Below are 16,009 nucleotides of genomic sequence, written 5' to 3'. Positions count from 1 at the left end.
CCCACCGATCGCGAAGAATGTGCACATGAGGAAGCTGCTCGTGCCGGCCGGAGTGAACCTGCTGCTCGGCGTGCCCGGAGTCGTTCCGTACTTCCTGGTCTGGTACGTCCTGGCCAACGGGCCGCTCGCCGCCCTCGGGTGGACGACGCAGGACCCGAACGAGAACGACGGCATGTGGCTGTGGCTGGTCGTCGTGGTACCGGTCGTCGGGATCTACGGCCTCGTCTGGGGCCTGGTGAACGTGCGCCTCGCGCGCCGGACACCCGCCCCGAAGGCCGCGTTCTGGACGGTGTGCGCGGCGGCTTCCCTGGCGCCCTTCCTGGCGATCGGGCTGTTCTGACGAAGATTCGAGAGGAGAACGAAGCACATGCAGCAGAAGATGACGCGGCGTACGGTCGTGCGGACCGCAGCCGTCGTGGGGGCCGCCGCCGCCCTCGGCCCGGTCCTGTCCGCCACCGCCACCGCCGCCCCGGCCGAGGGCGTCACGGGAGCCGTCGCGGGGGCCCACAAGCCCAAGCGCCCGGCGACGTCCGCGAACGGCTGGACGATCCAGACCAACGTCGACCGCGACTCCCAGGTGTGGACGCGCTCGGTGTCCGGCACCGGACTGACCGTGCCGGTGTGGATCGGCGACGTCGAGACCGTCCTGCTCCACGTCGTGCGCCGCTTCCACTACGAGGTCGAGGAGCTCCACGCCGGAGACCTCGTCGGCTGGCGCCCCGCCGAGGAGGTGCGCCGCCGTCACCCGGAGTCGAACCTCGCGTCCGGCACGGCGGTGCGGATCCGCCCGGGGACCGGGGCGACGAAGGGCTCGCTGTTCCCGCTCCAGATCGACACCGTCCGCGCCGTCCTCGCGGACTGCGCCGGGGTGGTCCGGTGGGGCGGTGACGACAAGCCGGTGGACGAGTCGCTGTTCTACATCGCCGTCGGCCCGCTCGACACGCGTCTCGCCGACCTCGCCGCCCGGATCCGGGAGTGGAACGCCACGCCCGGCCAGGGCGCCGGAGTGACGGCCGGCTAGCAGGACACGAGGAAGGGGCGCGCGGCTCAGGCCACGCGCCCCTTTCGTACGGTCCGGGTCAGGCCGGCAGGCCCAGCTCCCGGGCGATCAGCATCCGCTGGACCTCGCTGGTGCCCTCGCCGATCTCCAGGATCTTCGAGTCGCGCCACATCCGGGCCACCGGGTACTCGTTCATGAAGCCGTATCCGCCGTGGATCTGGGTCGCCTCGCGGGCGTTGTCCACCGCCACCGTGGAGGAGTACAGCTTCGCGATCGCCGCCTCCTTCTTGAACGGCTCGCCGAGGACCAGACGGGAAGCCGCGTCGCGCCAGCCGATCCGGGCCATGTGGGCCTTCATCTCCATGTCGGCGATCTTGAACTGGACCGCCTGGTACGTGCTGATCGGCGACCCGAAGGCATGACGCTCCTTCGCGTACTTCACCGACTCGTCCACACAGCCCTGCGCGAGGCCCGTCGCGAGCGCCGCGATCGCGACCCGGCCCTCGTCCAGGATCCGCAGGAACTGCGCGTACCCGCGGCCCTCCTCGCCGAGGAGGTTCTCCACCGGGACGCGGACGTCGTCGAAGGAGAGCTCACGGGTGTCCGAGGCGTTCCAGCCGACCTTCGAGTACGGGGCTGCGACCGTGAAGCCCGGGGTGCCGGACGGCACGATGATCGAGGAGATCAGCGGACGCCCGTCGGGCTTGCGGCCGGTGACCGCCGTGACCGTCACCAGGCCCGTGATGTCCGTACCGGAGTTGGTGATGAAGCACTTCGAGCCGTTGATGACCCAGTGGTCGCCGTCCCGCACGGCCGTGGTGCGGGTGCCGCCGGCGTCACTGCCCGCGCCGGGCTCGGTGAGGCCGAAGGCGCCCAGCACCTCGCCGGAGCACAGCTTCGGCAGCCACGCGCGCTTCTGCTCCTCCGTACCGAAGCGGTAGACCGGCATGGCGCCGAGGGAGACGCCCGCCTCCAGGGTGATGGCCACGGAGGAGTCGACCCGGGCCAGCTCCTCCAGGGCGATCCCGAGGGCCAGGTAGTCGCCGCCCATGCCGCCGTACTCCTCGGGGAACGGCAGCCCGAACAGGCCCATGCGGCCCATCTCGCGGACGATCTCGTACGGGAACTCGTGCCGCTCGTAGTAGTCGCCGATCTTCGGCGCCACGACGTCGTGGGCGAACTCCTCGACGGTACGGCGGAGTTCCTCGTGCTCTTCGGTGAGCCGGTGGTCGAGGGACATGTCTTTCGTCACTCCTTGTGGGAGAGGGCGCGGACGGTACGGGAGGGGCTGGGCCGGCCCAGCTGTTCGGCCATCCACACGCTCGTGGCGGTGAGGGCGGCCAGATCGACCCCGGTCTCGATGCCGAGGCCGTCGAGCATCCACACGAGGTCCTCGGTGGCGAGATTTCCGGTCGCGCTCTTCGCGTACGGGCAGCCGCCGAGGCCGCCGGCGGAGGCGTCGACGGTGGTCACCCCGTGCCGCAGGGCGGCCAGGGTGTTGGACAGCGCCTGCCCGTACGTGTCGTGGAAGTGCACGGCGATGCGGGAGACGGGCACCCCGGCCCCGGTCAGGGCCGTCAGGAGCGCCTGGACGTGGCCCGGGGTCGCGACCCCGATGGTGTCCCCGAGGCTCAGCTCGTCGCAGCCCATGTCGGCGAGGGCCTTGGTGACCCGGACGACCTGCTCGACCGGCACGGCGCCCTCCCAGGGGTCGCCGAAGCACATCGAGAGGTAGCCCCGCACCTTCAGCCCGGCCTCTATGGCCCGGGTGACGGTCGGCGCGAACATCGCGAGCGCCTCGTCGACGGTCCGGTTCAGATTGGCCTTCGCGAAGGACTCGGTCGCCGAGGCGAACACGGCGACCTCACGGGCGCCCAGCGCGAGGGCGCGGTCGAGGCCGCGCTCGTTCGGCACGAGGACGGGCAGCCGGACCGGGAGGTCACGGACGAGCGGGAACAGCTCCTCCGCGTCGGCGAGCTGCGGCACCCACTTCGGGTGCACGAAGCTCGTCGCCTCGATCGTCGTCAGGCCGGCGGCCGCGAGCCGCCGCACGAACTCGGCCTTCACCCCGGTCGGGACGGCCGTCTTCTCGTTCTGCAGCCCGTCCCGGGCACCGACCTCGTGGATCCGCACCCGGGCGGGCAGGGACGGGTCGGGCACGGTCATCGGCAGTCCGGTGCTCATGCGTCCTCCTCCTCGCGGGGCGTCACCACGGCCAGGATCTGGTCCATGGCGACGGTGGTGCCGGGCGTGACGTCCAGCTCGGTGACGGTGCCGGCGTGCGGGGCGGAGATGACGTGCTCCATCTTCATCGCCTCGACCACGAGCAGGCTCTGCCCGGCCTCCACCTCGTCCCCGACGGCCACCTTCACGACCGTCACGGTCCCGGGCATCGGCGCGGCGAGCGTGTCGGCGCCCCCGTGCCGGGCGCCGGAGAGCGCGGCCTCGACCGGGTCGTGGTCGAGCACCTGCCAGGAGTCGCCGTCCCGGCCCAGCCAGGCCCCGGCACGGTGGAAGGTGTGCGTCATGCCCTCCACGGTCACCGTCACGGTGGTGTCCGTGACCCGGGCCCCGGCGGGCGCCTCCGCCGTCGCGGGTTCGAGTCCCGGTACTCGGAACGGGAAGGCGAGCGTCTTCGCGGTGCCGCCGAGGCGCCAGCCGCTCGGCACGTCGAACGGGTCCGTCCAGCCGTCCCGGGGCGCCGGGGCCAGCTTCGCGCGCCGCACGGCCGCCGCCGCCGCGTACACCTCGTCCGGGACGCCCTGCGGGACCAGGCTCTCCGCGTCCCGCTCCACCAGGCCCGTGTCCAGGTCGCCGGAGACGACGTCCGGGTGGGCGAGGAGGCGGCGCAGGAAGCCCGCGTTCGTGGGCACGCCCAGCGTGACCAGCTCGCCGAGCGCGGCGCGCAGCTTGCGCAGGGCCGTGGGGCGGTCCGGGGCGTGCACGATGACCTTGGAGAGCATCGGGTCGTAGAGGGAGGAGACCTCGGTGCCCTCGGCGAGCCCCGAGTCGGTCCGTACGCCCGCGCCCCGCGGCTCGTTCAGGGCGAGGACCGTGCCGCCCGAGGGGAGGAAGCCCCGGGAGGGGTCCTCCGCGCAGATCCGGGCCTCGATCGCCCAGCCGTCCAGGCGGACGTCGTCCTGCGCGAACGGCAGCGGTTCGCCAGAGGCGACGCGCAGCTGCCACTCCACCAGGTCGATGCCGGTGATGAACTCGGTCACCGGGTGCTCGACCTGGAGGCGGGTGTTCATCTCCATGAAGTAGTACGAGGCGGGGTCGCCGCCCGGCACGATGAACTCGACCGTGCCCGCGCCCACGTAGCCGCAGGAGCGCGCCGCCTCGACCGCCGCCGCGCCCATCGACGCCCGGATCTCCGGGGTGAGCAGGACGCTCGGCGCCTCCTCGATGATCTTCTGGTGGCGGCGCTGGAGCGAGCACTCGCGCTCGCCGAGGTGGATCACGTTCCCGTGGGCGTCCGCCAGGACCTGGATCTCGATGTGCCGGGGCCGGTCGATCCACCGCTCCACGAGCAGCGTGTCGTCGCCGAAGGAGGAACGCGCCTCGCGCCGGGCCGCCGCGATCTCGTCCTCCAGGAGCGCCAGGTCGCGGACCAGCCGCATGCCCTTGCCGCCGCCGCCCGCGCTCGGCTTGAGCAGGACGGGCGCGCCCAGCTCGCGGGCGGCGTCCACGATGTCGGGGTCGGCGGCACCGGGGACGACGGGCACGCCCGCCGCCTTCACGGTCTCCTTCGCCCGGATCTTGTCACCCATCAGGGAGATCGCCTCGGCGGACGGGCCGATGAAGACGAGACCCGCGTCCGCGCAGGCCTGCGCGAACCCCGCGTTCTCCGCAAGGAACCCGTAGCCGGGGTGCACGGCCTGCGCCCCGGTCCGCTTCGCCGCGTCGAGCAGCGCCGGCACGGACAGGTACGACTCGGCGGCCGGCGGCGGACCGATCCGTACCGCCGTGTCCGCCTCCCGCACGTGCCGTGCGTCGGCGTCCGCGTCGCTGTAGACGGCCACCGAGCGCACGCCCATCTCCCGCAGGGTGCGGATGACGCGGACGGCGATCTCGCCCCGGTTGGCCACGAGGACGGTGTCGAACATGCTCTGCATCTTCTGGGAGCCCTTCACATCCGGAAGACGCCGAACTGGGGGTCACCCAGGGGCGCGTTGGCACAGGCGGTCAGGGCGAGGCCGAGGACCTGCCGGGTCTCCAGCGGGTCGATGACCCCGTCGTCCCACAGCCGGGCGGTCGCGTAGTAGGCGCTGCCCTGCGTCTCGTACTGCTCGCGGATCGGGGCCTTGAAGGCCTCTTCCTCCTCGGCGCTCCAGCCGTCGCCGAGCTGGTCGCGCTTGACGGTCGCGAGGACGGACGCGGCCTGCTCGCCGCCCATGACCGAGATCTTCGCGTTGGGCCACATCCACAGGAAGCGGGGGGAGTACGCCCGGCCGCACATCGAGTAGTTGCCCGCGCCGTACGAACCGCCGACGACGACCGTCAGCTTCGGCACCCGGGTGGTGGCCACGGCCGTGACCATCTTGGCGCCGTGCTTCGCGATGCCGCCGTGCTCGTAGGCCTTGCCGACCATGAAGCCGGTGATGTTCTGCAGGAAGACGAGCGGGATCCCGCGCTGGTCGCACAGCTCGATGAAGTGCGCGCCCTTCTGGGCCGACTCGGCGAACAGGATGCCGTTGTTGGCGACGATGCCGACCGGGTGGCCGTGGATCCGGGCGAAGCCGGTGACCAGCGTCTGCCCGTACTCGGACTTGAACTCCTGGAAGCGGGAGCCGTCCACGACCCGGGCGATGACCTCGCGCACGTCGTACGGCGTGCGGGAGTCGACGGGCACCGCCCCGTACAGCCCGTACGGGTCGACCTTCGGCTCCTCGGCCGGCTCGACCTTCCAGGGGAGCGGGCCGCGCTCGGGGAGGGTGGCGACGATGTTCCGGACGATGCGCAGCGCGTGCGCGTCGTCCTCGGCGAGGTGGTCGGTGACGCCGGAGATCCGCGAGTGGACCTCGCCGCCGCCGAGCTCCTCGGCGGTCACGACCTCGCCGGTGGCGGCCTTCACGAGCGGCGGCCCACCGAGGAAGATGGTCCCCTGGTTCCGTACGATCACGGCCTCGTCGCTCATCGCCGGGACGTACGCGCCGCCGGCCGTGCACGAGCCCATGACCGCCGCGATCTGCGGGATGCCCGCGCCGGACATCCGGGCCTGGTTGAAGAAGATCCGGCCGAAGTGCTCCCGGTCCGGGAAGACCTCGTCCTGCATCGGCAGGAAGGCGCCGCCCGAGTCGACCAGGTAGAGGCAGGGGAGACGATTCTCCAGGGCCACCTCCTGGGCGCGCAGGTGCTTCTTCACCGTCATCGGGTAGTACGTGCCGCCCTTGACGGTCGCGTCGTTCGCCACGATCACGCACTCGCGCCCGGAGACCCGGCCGATGCCCGCGATGACGCCGGCCGCCGGGGCCTGGTCGCCGTACATGCCGTTCGCCGCCAGCGGGGCCAGCTCCAGGAACGGCGAGCCCGGGTCGAGCAGCGTGTCCACCCGGTCCCGCGGCAGCAGCTTGCCGCGCGCGGTGTGCCGGGCCCTGGACTTCTCACCACCGCCCAGGGCGGCCGTCGCGAGCTTGGCGCGCAGGGTCGCCGCCAGCTCGTGATGGGCCGCCTCGTTGGCCTGCCAGGCCGCGGACGCGGGATCCGCCGCGCTCGTCAGCACAGGTGCCTGCTGCATCCCTCGAGCTCCCTTGCTCGGTTAATGAGCGTTAACGTATGTCGCCCAGGTTAACGACCGCTAACCGGGTTGTCTAGAATTGATTCCATGACCACGAGCCCGACGCGGATCGACGCGCCGACCCGCCGCGAGCAGATCCTCAAGGAGGCCGCCCGCCTCTTCGCCGAGCGCGGCTTCCACGGCGTGGGCGTGGACGAGATAGGGGCGGCCGTCGGCATCAGCGGCCCCGGCCTCTACCGCCACTTCCCCGGGAAGGACGCGATGCTCGCCGAGCTGCTCGTCGGCATCAGCGAGCGCCTCCTCGACGGAGGGCGGCTGCGCGTCGCCGAATCCGACGGGGACCCGCGCGTCCTCCTCGGCTCCCTCATCGACGGGCACATCGACTTCGCCCTCGACGACCGGCCGCTGATCACCCTCCACGACCGCGAGCTCGACCGGCTCAAGGACGAGGACCGCAAGCGGGTCCGGCAGCTCCAGCGGCAGTACGTCGAACTGTGGGTCGCGGTCGTCCGCGAGCTGTACCCGGCCACCGGGGAATCGGAGTCCCGCACGGCCGTCCACGCCGTCTTCGGCCTGCTCAACTCCACCCCGCACCTGGCGGCCCTCGGCCGCAGGCCCATGGAGGAACTGCTGCGGCGGCTCGCGCACGGGGCGTTCGGCGCGCTGGGCGCGTAGGGCCTGTCTTTCGGATCGGGCCTGATCGGCAAGACGCCCCCTGGGTCCAGGGGGCGGAACGGGGTGCCGACACCCTCCGCGGCTCGGACAGAATGACCCCATGCCGATACTCAGCCGCCCCGCCCTCGTCGAGCACCTCGTCCGCACCCGGATCGCGGGAGACGTCGCCACCCCGCGCGACAACAACCTCTCCCACTACCGCAAGCTCGCCAACGGCGACCGGCACTACTGGCTCGGCCTCGAACTCGGCGACCGCTGGACCGACGAGCAGGACGTGCTCGCCGTCATGGCCGAGCGGTGCGGCGTCGTCGACGACCCGGCGCACCGGATCGGCCAGGACACCATCGACCCCGAACTCACCGTCGACGGCCTCGACCGGATGGCCGCCCGGCTGCGCAAGGCCGCCGCGGGCCGCGAGCGGGTCCTCTTCGCGACCGGCCACCCCGGCTCGCTCATCGACGTCCACAGCCGGGTCGCGGCCGCGCTGCGCGCCCAGGGCTGCGACATCGTCCGCATCCCCGGCGGGCTCGTCGCCGACGAGGGATACGTCGTGCAGTTCGCCGACGTCGCCGTCTTCGAGCGCGGCGCGAGCCTGTGGCACACGCACTCGCCGGAGCCGATGAACGCGATCCTCGACGCGCTCGGGGAGTCCGGCCGGCCGGACCTGGTGATCGCGGACCACGGCTGGGCCGGCCGCGCGGGCCAGCGGGGCATCGACTCCGTCGGCTACGCGGACTGCAACGACCCCGCGCTCTTCATCGGCGAGGCGGAGGGCACGATGCAGGTCACGATCCCCCTGGACGACCACGTCCTGGACCCCCGCTTCTACGAGCCCCTCACGGCGTACACCCTGAACGCGGCGGGGCTGGCCTGATTCAGGCCGGTTCCGGCGGCCGGGCCCGGTGCCGCGTCACGCCCGGTGTCGGGTCCAGGTACACCCGGCGGATCGACGGGTAGCGCTCCCGGAGTTGGGACTCCGCGTCCTCGCAGGCCCATTCCACCTGCTCCGCCGACGACACGTCCCGGAAGTCGATCTTCGCCGCGACCAGGACCTCCCCGGGGCCCTGGATCAGGGTGGTCAGGTCGAGGACGTCGACGATGTGGGGGACCGAGAGGAGTTCCTCCCTGATGCCGTCCCGCATCCCCCGGGGGGCCGGTCGGCCGACGAGGAGTTCGGCGTTGGAGCGGCCGAGCACCCAGGCCACGTACACGAGCAGGACGCCGATGAGGATCGAGGCGACGCCGTCCCAGACGGCGGAGCCGGTGATCTGGCCGCCGAGGAGGCCGCCCGCCGCCAGCACGAGGCCGGCGAGGGCTGCCGAGTCCTCCATGACCACCGCCTTGACGGTGGTGTCGGGCGTCAGTCGGAGGTACGTGGAGAAGGGGGCCCTCAGGCGTTCCGCCTCCGCTTTGACCTGCTTGACTCCCGTCCGCAACGAGTAGCCCTCCAGGAGGAGGGCGACGCCGAGGACGACGTACGAGACCGTCGGGTCGCCGAGGTCCTCGCCCTGGGTGAGGGTATGGACGCCGTCGTAGAAGGAGAAGACCGCGCCGCCGACGAAGGTGGCGACCGCGGCCAGCATCGCCCAGACGTAGCGCTCGCCCGCGTACCCGACCGGGTGGTCCTCGTCGGCCGGCTTCTCGCTCCGTTTGAGGGCGGTGAGCAGCATGACCTCGGTGACGGTGTCGGCGACCGAGTGGGCGGCCTCCGAGAGCATGGCGCTGGAGCCGCTGACGAGGCCCGCGACGGCCTTGGCGGCGGCGATCCCGAGGTTCGCCGCCGCCGCCACGATCACCGTGAAGGTGCTGTCACCGTTCCCGCCGCTTCCCGCCATGGGATCGTTTCCCGTCATGGAGCCGTTTCCCGTCACGGGGGCCGTTTGCCCCCTGGACCGGACGGTATGTTCGGGCGTCAGCGGGGGACGCGAACGACACCCTCCTGGATGACCGAGATCGCCAGTCGTCCGTCCTGGGTGAAGATGCGCGCCTGGCCGAGGCCGCGGCCGCCCGACGCGGTCGGTGACTCCTGGTCGTACAGGAGCCACTCGTCGGCCCGGAAGGGGCGGTGGAACCACATGGCGTGGTCCAGGGAGGCCCCGACCACGTCGCCGACGGCCCAGCCGCCCCGCCCGTGGGCGAGGAGGACCGAGTCCAGCAGGGTCATGTCGGAGACGTACGTGGCCAGGACGACGTGCAGCAGGGGGTCGTCGGCCAGTTTGCCGTTGGTACGGAACCACACCTGGGAGCGCGGTTCGCGCGGCTGCCCGACCGAGCCCCAGGGCGGGACGTCGGCGTAGCGCAGGTCCACCGCCGCCCGCGCCTCGATCAGCCGGTCCGCGACCTCGCGGGGGAGGTGGCGGGGGAGCATCTCGGCCGGCGTGGGCAGGGACTCCGGGTCCGGGGCGGGCGGCATCTCCACCTGGTGGTCGAGCCCCTCCTCGTACGTCTGGAAGGACGCCGAGAGGTGGAAGATCGGCTGCCCGTGCTGGACGGCCACGACCCGCCGGGTGGTGAAGGAGCGGCCGTCGCGGATCCGGTCGACCGTGTAGACGATCGGCGCGCCCGGGTCGCCGGGGCGCAGGAAGTACGCGTGCAGCGAGTGGGCGAGGCGGTCGGCGGGCACGGTCCGGCCCGCCGCCACCAGCGCCTGGGCGGCCACCTGGCCGCCGAAGACGCGGGGGACGAGCGCGGACCGGGACTGCCCCCGGAAGATGTCCCGCTCGATCCGCTCCAGGTCGAGCAGATCGAGCAGGTCATCCAGTGCGGTGTGTGCCTCGGGCACTTACAGGCCCATCGACTTGGCGATGATCGACTTCATGATCTCGCTGGTGCCGCCGTAGATGCGGTTGACGCGGTTGTCGGCGTACAGGCGGGCGATCGGGTACTCGTTCATGTAGCCGTAGCCGCCGTGCAGCTGGAGGCAGCGGTCGATGACGCGGTGGGCGACCTCGGTGCAGAAGAGCTTGGCGCTCGCGGCCTCGGCCGGGGTGAGCTCGCCCGCGTCCAGGGCCTCCAGGGCGCGGTCGGCGACGGCCTCGGCGGCGTCGACCTCGGCCTGGCAGGCGGCCAGCTCGAACTTGGTGTTCTGGAAGGAGGCGACCGGCTTGCCGAAGACCGTGCGGTCCGTGACGTACTGCTGGGCGAAGCGGACGGCGGCCTTGGCCTGGGCGTAGGCGCCGAAGGCGATGCCCCAGCGCTCGGAGGCCAGGTTGTGGCCGAGGTAGGAGAAGCCCTTGCCCTCCTCGCCGAGCAGGTCCTCGGCGGGCACCTTGACGTCGACGAAGGCCAGCTCGGCGGTGTCGGAGGTGCGCAGGCCGAGCTTGTCCAGCTTGCGGCCGATGGAGTAGCCCTCGGACTTGGTGTCGACGGCGAAGAGGGAGATGCCGAAGCGGCGGTCCTCGGCCGAGGGGGCGGAGGTGCGGGCGCAGACGATCACGCGGTCGGCGTGGACGCCGCCGGTGATGAAGGTCTTGGCGCCGTTGAGGACGTAGTGGGTGCCGTCCTCGGAGAGCTTGGCGGTGGTCTTCATGCCCGCGACGTCGGAGCCGGTGCCCGGCTCGGTCATGGCGAGCGCCCACATCTCCTCGCCGGTGACGAACTTCGGGAGGTAGCGCTTCTTCTGCTCGTCGGTGGCGAGCATCTTGAGGTACGGCAGGGCGAGCAGCACGTGGACGCCGGAGCCGCCGAAGTGGACGCCCGCGCGCGAGGTCTCCTCGTACATCACGGCCTCGAACTTGTGGGTGTCGAGGCCCGCGCCGCCGAACTCCTCGGGGACGTTGATGCCGAAGATGCCCAGCTCGCCGAGCTTGTCGTAGAACTCGCGCGGCGCCTGGCCCGCGGCGAACCACTCGTCGTAGACGGGGACGACCTCGGCCTCGATGAAGGCGCGGATGGTCTCCCGGAACGCCTCGTGGTCCTCGTTGAATACGGTACGGCGCACGGTGCGTCTCCTCCGATGTGCAGGGCGAGCCAGTTGTCTAAGCGCTTGCTCAGGGTCGTGGGAACGAAGTTACCGACCGGTCAACCCCTCTGTCCAGCGTTGGCTGCCGAGTGCAATGCGAACCACAGCTCCATCCGCACGTCCGGATCGTCCAGGTCCCGGTCGAGCAGCGTCGCGCAGCGGGCGATGCGCTGGCGGACGGTGTTCCGGTGCAGGCCGGTCGCCACCGCCGTCCGGTCCCAGCTGCCGTGCAGCGAGAGCCAGGCCCGGAGGGTCTCGGTGAGCGGCTCGCTGAGCGGGGCCAGCACGTCACGGGCGTACGCGGCGGCCTCGTCGCGGTCCACGAGCGCGGCGAAGCCGCCGGCGCGGTGCCGGACGAGCGCCGCCCGGGAGGCCTCCGCCCTGCGCAGCGCCCGCGCCGCCTGCGCGTCCCCGGCCGCCAGCTCCGAGGCCGCCACGGGGGCGCTCGCCCCGAGCGTCCAGCCCTCCTGTGCGGTGACGGCGGCGGAGGAGGGAAGCAGGAGCCGTACGGTGCCGGGGCGTGCGGGGCCGGGATGTACGGGGTCGGGGCGTGCGGGGCCGGGATGTACGGGGTCGGGGCGTACGGGGCCGGGGGCATCCGGCCCCGCGTCCAGGCCGCCCTCCGAGCCCGGCCCCGCGTCCAGGCCGCCCTCCGAGCCCGGCCCCGCGTCCAGGCCGCTCCCCGAGCCCGTGCCCGCTCCCGCGCCCGCCTCCACGAGCGGCGTCCCCAGCGCCGCCGCCAGGCTCGCCGCCGCGAACGGCGTGCCGTCGCCGCCCCGCGCGTGGACCACCGTCCAGGGGTCCGGGCCCAGGGCGCCCGCGACCTCCGCCGGGGCCGCGCCGAGCAGCAGCCGGACCAGGGCCCCGTCCCGTACGGTCACGTCCGCGCCCCGGTGCGGCGCCGTGAGCAGCGAGAGCAGGACCACCGCCACGCCCGCGATCGTGTGGTCGCCCGGGCCGCGCCGCTCCGTCGCCACCCCCAGGGTCAGGCCGTCCCCGCCGCCCAGGGCGTACGCGGCGAGCCGCAGCCCGCCGCCGTCCCCGCTCGCCGAGGCCGGCCCCTTGGCGGGGGCCCAGCCGGTCGGGCCGGGCTCCCGGCGTCCTGGGGCCCCGTCTCCCGCGTTGTCGTCGGTCGACATGGCTCCGCCATGCCTTCCTCCTCCGCCTTGGATCCGGGACCCCGGGACGCCGCTCGCTGATCCGGCCCGACCGGCTGGGCCCCCGCCCGGGCGCGGCCCGAGCACCCCCGCGAGGTCCCGCAGCGCCCGCGCCGCCTCCGCCGGCACCTCCCGGCCGGCCGCCGCCGACTCCGTGCCGTCCGCGCCGAACAGCACCGCCCGCCCCCCGAGCCGGGAGGCGAGCGCGCCGAGCACCGCCGGGACCGGGGCCGGCCGGGCCGCGGCCGCCGCCAGCGACTGCTGGGCCTCGGTCACCCGGCGCAGCTCGTGCAGCCGGGCCTCCGCCATCAGCCGCCACAGCGCCCGCGCCACCGCCGTGAACGGGGTCCGGGGAGGGACCTCCACGAGCGGCAGGCCGTGCCGGTCGCACGCGGCGACGAGTTCCGGCGGCACCGTGTCCCACACCGGCGTCACCCCGAAGGCGAGCGCCGCCGCCCCCGCCTCCACGACCCGGTCGACGTAGTGCGCCGGATCGGTGAGCTGCACGCCCGCCGTCATGAGCAGCTCGCCGCCGAGCAGATACGGACAGGGGTCGGCCATCTCCGAGGTGTGCACCCAGTGCAGCGGCACGTCCTCGGGTCCGGCGAGCAGCCGCAGGCCCAGGTCGGGGCGGGCGAGCAGCGCGGCGAGCGGCACCGGCGGCGCCGGGGGAGTGGAACTCGGCTCCGGAGGGGTCATCGACATGGGCCCTTCGTACATCCCTCGCCCGGACAGTGGAGGAAACGTACACTTCAACGTCGCTTTCCGGCCACCTACTGTCGTCTCATCCCAGGGCCGCGGGTACGGGCGGATGTCCCCGCGATCAGCACCTGGGCACTCCCCCCGCACGACACGCCACCGAGGTGAGAAGGAGGGCCCATGGCCGTCGACTACACAGTGATCGTCCTGTACCTGGCCGGCATGCTCGCGATGGGCTGGTGGGGCATGCGCCGCGCCAGGTCCAAGAGCGAGTTCCTGGTGGCCGGCCGCCGCCTCGGGCCCTGGATGTACTCCGGGACGATGGCCGCCATCGTCCTCGGCGGCGCCTCCACCATCGGCGGCGTCGGCCTCGGCTACAAGTACGGCCTCTCCGGCGCCTGGATGGTCTTCGCCATCGGCCTCGGCCTGCTGGCCCTCTCCGTCTTCTTCTCCGCGCGCATCGCGCGCCTGAAGGTCTACACGGTCTCCGAGATGCTCGACCTGCGCTACGGCGGCAAGGCCGGCGTCATCTCCGGCGTCGTGATGTGGGCGTACACGCTGATGCTCGCCGTCACCTCGACCATCGCGTACGCCACGATCTTCGACGTCCTCTTCGACCTGCCCCGGACCCTCGCGATCGTCCTCGGCGGCACCATCGTCGTCGCCTACTCGACCCTCGGCGGCATGTGGTCCATCACCATCACCGACATGGTGCAGTTCGTCGTGAAGACCATCGGCGTGCTGCTCCTGCTGCTGCCGATCGCCGTCGTCAAGGCCGGCGGCTTCGAGGGCATGCGGGAGGCGCTGCCCACCTCGTACTTCGAGCCGCTCGGCATCGGCGGCGAGACGATCTTCACCTACGTGCTGATCTACACCTTCGGCATGCTGATCGGCCAGGACATCTGGCAGCGGGTCTTCACCGCCCGCACCGACAAGGTCGCCAAGTGGGGCGGCACCGTCGCCGGCACCTACTGCCTCGCGTACGCGCTCGCCGGAGCCGTCATCGGCACGGCGGCGAAGGTGCTCTACCCGAAGCTGCCCAGTGCCGACGACGCCTTCGCCACCATCGTCAAGGACGAACTGCCGATGGGCGTCCGGGGCCTCGTCCTGGCCGCCGCGCTCGCCGCCGTGATGTCCACCTCCTCCGGCGCGCTCATCGCCTGCGCCACCGTCGCCAACAACGACATCTGGTCACGCCTGCGCGGCGCCGTCGCGAAGAAGGACGAGGGCGACCACGACGAGGTGAAGGGCAACCGCCTCTTCATCCTGATCATGGGCGTCGCCGTCATCCTCATCGCCATCGCCCTCAACGACGTCGTCCAGGCCCTCACCGTCGCCTACAACCTGCTGGTCGGCGGGCTCCTCGTGCCGATCCTCGGCGGCCTCCTCTGGCGCCGCGGCACCGTCCAGGGCGCGCTCGCCGCGGTCGCCGTCGGCGGCCTGACCGTCATTGGCCTGATGTGGGCTTACGGAATCTTGGCAAATGAGCCTGTTTACTATGGTTTGTTGGCCTCGCTCGCCGCCTATGTGATCGTTTCCCTGGCGACCCGCCCGACGGACGCCACCGTGCTCGCGAACTGGCGCGCGCGCCTCGCGGGCCAGGACACCACGACCGAGCCCGGAACCGAATCACCGGAACCGGCACCCGCGACCGCCTGACGGCGGCCGCACCCCGGGCGCCGAGACCCGACGCCCGGACCCGCTCGACACACACCCCAGGAGGACCCCGACCATGAGCAGCAGCGACCAGAACGCCTTCCGCGGCCCGATCGACTCGTCCCGCATCCCGCGGTACGCCGGTCCCGCGACGTTCGCCCGTCTGCCGCGCCTCGACGAGGTCGGCACCGCCGACGTCGCCGTGGTCGGCGTCCCCTTCGACAGCGGCGTCTCCTACCGCCCCGGCGCCCGCTTCGGCGGCAACGCCATCCGCGAGGCCTCCCGTCTGCTCCGCCCCTACAACCCGGCGCAGGACGCCTCCCCCTTCGCCCTCGCCCAGGTCGCGGACGCCGGCGACATCGCCGCCAACCCGTTCAACATCAACGAGGCCGTCGAGACCGTCGAGGCCGCCGCCGACGAGCTCCTCGGCACCGGCGCCCGCATGATGACCCTCGGCGGCGACCACACCATCGCCCTGCCGCTGCTGCGCTCCGTCGCCAAGAAGCACGGCCCCGTCGCCCTGCTCCACTTCGACGCGCACCTCGACACCTGGGACACCTACTTCGGCGCCGAGTACACCCACGGCACCCCGTTCCGCCGCGCCGTCGAGGAGGGCATCCTCGACACCGAGGCGCTCTCCCACGTCGGCACCCGCGGCCCGCTCTACGGCAAGCAGGACCTCACCGACGACGAGAAGATGGGCTTCGGCATCGTCACCTCGGCGGACATCTACCGCCGCGGCGCCGACGAGGTCGCCGACCAGCTGCGCCAGCGCATCGGCGACCGCCCGCTGTACATCTCCATCGACATCGACTGCCTCGACCCGGCCCACGCCCCCGGCACCGGCACCCCCGAGGCCGGCGGCATGACCTCCCGCGAGCTCCTGGAGATCCTCCGCGGCCTCTCCTCCTGCAACCTGGTCTCCGCCGACGTCGTCGAGGTCGCCCCGGCCTACGACCACGCCGAGATCACCGCGGTCGCCGCCTCCCACACGGCGTACGAACTGACGACGATCATGTCCCGCCAGATCGCCCCCTGGTGATGCGGTCGGGCGGAGAGATCACCCGCTTCTTCGAAGGCACCGAACTGATCGAGCCCGGGCTCGTCCCCATGCCGCTCTGGCG

The 16,009-nt window shown here is 72.5% G+C and carries 14 protein-coding genes; 6 read left to right on the top strand and 8 right to left on the bottom strand.

The features are described from left to right. The first annotated feature begins 25 nt into the window (after positions 1 to 25). Both ABZ318_RS24055 and ABZ318_RS24050 read left to right on the top strand, forming a co-directional pair. The gene (locus ABZ318_RS24055; protein ID WP_356904529.1) at positions 26 to 340 is read left to right on the top strand and encodes a hypothetical protein; all 315 of its coding nucleotides are present in this window, start codon (positions 26 to 28) and stop codon (positions 338 to 340) included. 27 nt (positions 341 to 367) lie between these two features. Next, positions 368 to 1,021 (top strand): hypothetical protein, encoded by a 654-nt coding sequence (locus ABZ318_RS24050; RefSeq protein ID WP_356904528.1) that lies wholly within the window; start codon positions 368 to 370, stop codon positions 1,019 to 1,021. Between the two features lie 58 nt (positions 1,022 to 1,079). On the opposite strand, the gene ABZ318_RS24045 is transcribed toward ABZ318_RS24050, so the two are convergent. The 4 genes from ABZ318_RS24045 to ABZ318_RS24030 are packed head-to-tail and all read right to left on the bottom strand — an operon-like array spanning position 1,080 to position 6,737. After that, a complete protein-coding gene (locus tag ABZ318_RS24045; RefSeq protein ID WP_356904527.1) occupies positions 1,080 to 2,240 on the bottom strand; it encodes an acyl-CoA dehydrogenase family protein in 1,161 nt (386 codons plus the stop codon). An 8-nt stretch (positions 2,241 to 2,248) separates the two neighbouring features. After that, positions 2,249 to 3,184, bottom strand: a complete 936-nt coding sequence (locus ABZ318_RS24040; RefSeq protein ID WP_356904526.1) for a hydroxymethylglutaryl-CoA lyase — start codon at positions 3,182 to 3,184, stop codon at positions 2,249 to 2,251. Continuing rightward, positions 3,181 to 5,115 (bottom strand): acetyl/propionyl/methylcrotonyl-CoA carboxylase subunit alpha, encoded by a 1,935-nt coding sequence (locus tag ABZ318_RS24035; protein ID WP_356904525.1) that lies wholly within the window; start codon positions 5,113 to 5,115, stop codon positions 3,181 to 3,183. Before ABZ318_RS24035 ends, ABZ318_RS24040 begins: the two co-directional genes overlap by 4 nt. A 14-nt stretch (positions 5,116 to 5,129) precedes the next feature. Further along, positions 5,130 to 6,737 carry a carboxyl transferase domain-containing protein gene (locus ABZ318_RS24030; protein ID WP_356904524.1) on the bottom strand — a complete coding sequence of 536 codons (1,608 nt, stop codon included), beginning with the start codon at positions 6,735 to 6,737 and terminating at the stop codon, positions 5,130 to 5,132. A gap of 87 nt (positions 6,738 to 6,824) precedes the next feature. Between ABZ318_RS24030 and ABZ318_RS24025 the strand changes: the two genes are divergently transcribed. Beyond that, positions 6,825 to 7,412 carry a TetR/AcrR family transcriptional regulator gene (locus tag ABZ318_RS24025; RefSeq protein WP_356904523.1) on the top strand — a complete coding sequence of 196 codons (588 nt, stop codon included), beginning with the start codon at positions 6,825 to 6,827 and terminating at the stop codon, positions 7,410 to 7,412. A gap of 100 nt (positions 7,413 to 7,512) precedes the next feature. Then, complete coding sequence (locus tag ABZ318_RS24020; protein WP_356904522.1) at positions 7,513 to 8,286, top strand: phosphatase; 774 nt, start codon at positions 7,513 to 7,515, stop codon at positions 8,284 to 8,286. A gap of 1 nt (position 8,287) precedes the next feature. On the opposite strand, the gene ABZ318_RS24015 is transcribed toward ABZ318_RS24020, so the two are convergent. From ABZ318_RS24015 to ABZ318_RS24000, 4 genes are all read right to left on the bottom strand, one after another. After that, entirely contained in the window at positions 8,288 to 9,265 is a 978-nt protein-coding gene (locus ABZ318_RS24015; protein WP_356904521.1) for a cation diffusion facilitator family transporter, read from the bottom strand. A gap of 59 nt (positions 9,266 to 9,324) precedes the next feature. Next, on the bottom strand, positions 9,325 to 10,194 hold the full coding sequence (locus tag ABZ318_RS24010; RefSeq protein WP_356904520.1) for an acyl-CoA thioesterase II: 870 nt from the start codon (positions 10,192 to 10,194) through the stop codon (positions 9,325 to 9,327). Continuing rightward, entirely contained in the window at positions 10,195 to 11,352 is a 1,158-nt protein-coding gene (locus tag ABZ318_RS24005; protein ID WP_356904519.1) for an acyl-CoA dehydrogenase family protein, read from the bottom strand. A gap of 80 nt (positions 11,353 to 11,432) precedes the next feature. Beyond that, positions 11,433 to 13,235, bottom strand: coding sequence for a PucR family transcriptional regulator ligand-binding domain-containing protein (locus ABZ318_RS24000; protein WP_356904518.1), 1,803 nt, complete (start codon positions 13,233 to 13,235; stop codon positions 11,433 to 11,435). Positions 13,236 to 13,409: 174 nt separating this feature from the next. On the opposite strand from ABZ318_RS24000, the gene ABZ318_RS23995 reads away from it, so the two are divergent. Together ABZ318_RS23995 and speB are read left to right on the top strand one after the other, a co-directional pair. Continuing rightward, the gene (locus ABZ318_RS23995; RefSeq protein WP_356904517.1) at positions 13,410 to 14,888 is read left to right on the top strand and encodes a sodium:solute symporter; all 1,479 of its coding nucleotides are present in this window, start codon (positions 13,410 to 13,412) and stop codon (positions 14,886 to 14,888) included. Between the two features lie 73 nt (positions 14,889 to 14,961). Beyond that, positions 14,962 to 15,927 (top strand): agmatinase, encoded by a 966-nt coding sequence (speB, locus tag ABZ318_RS23990; RefSeq protein ID WP_356904516.1) that lies wholly within the window; start codon positions 14,962 to 14,964, stop codon positions 15,925 to 15,927. Positions 15,928 to 16,009: the final 82 nt, after the last annotated feature.

This window comes from Streptomyces sp. NPDC006197, assembly GCF_040613865.1.
In the GTDB taxonomy this organism is placed as follows: domain Bacteria; phylum Actinomycetota; class Actinomycetes; order Streptomycetales; family Streptomycetaceae; genus Streptomyces.
Note: the sequence above shows the minus strand (reverse complement) of the source record. Positions and strands in the feature narration are given on the sequence as shown.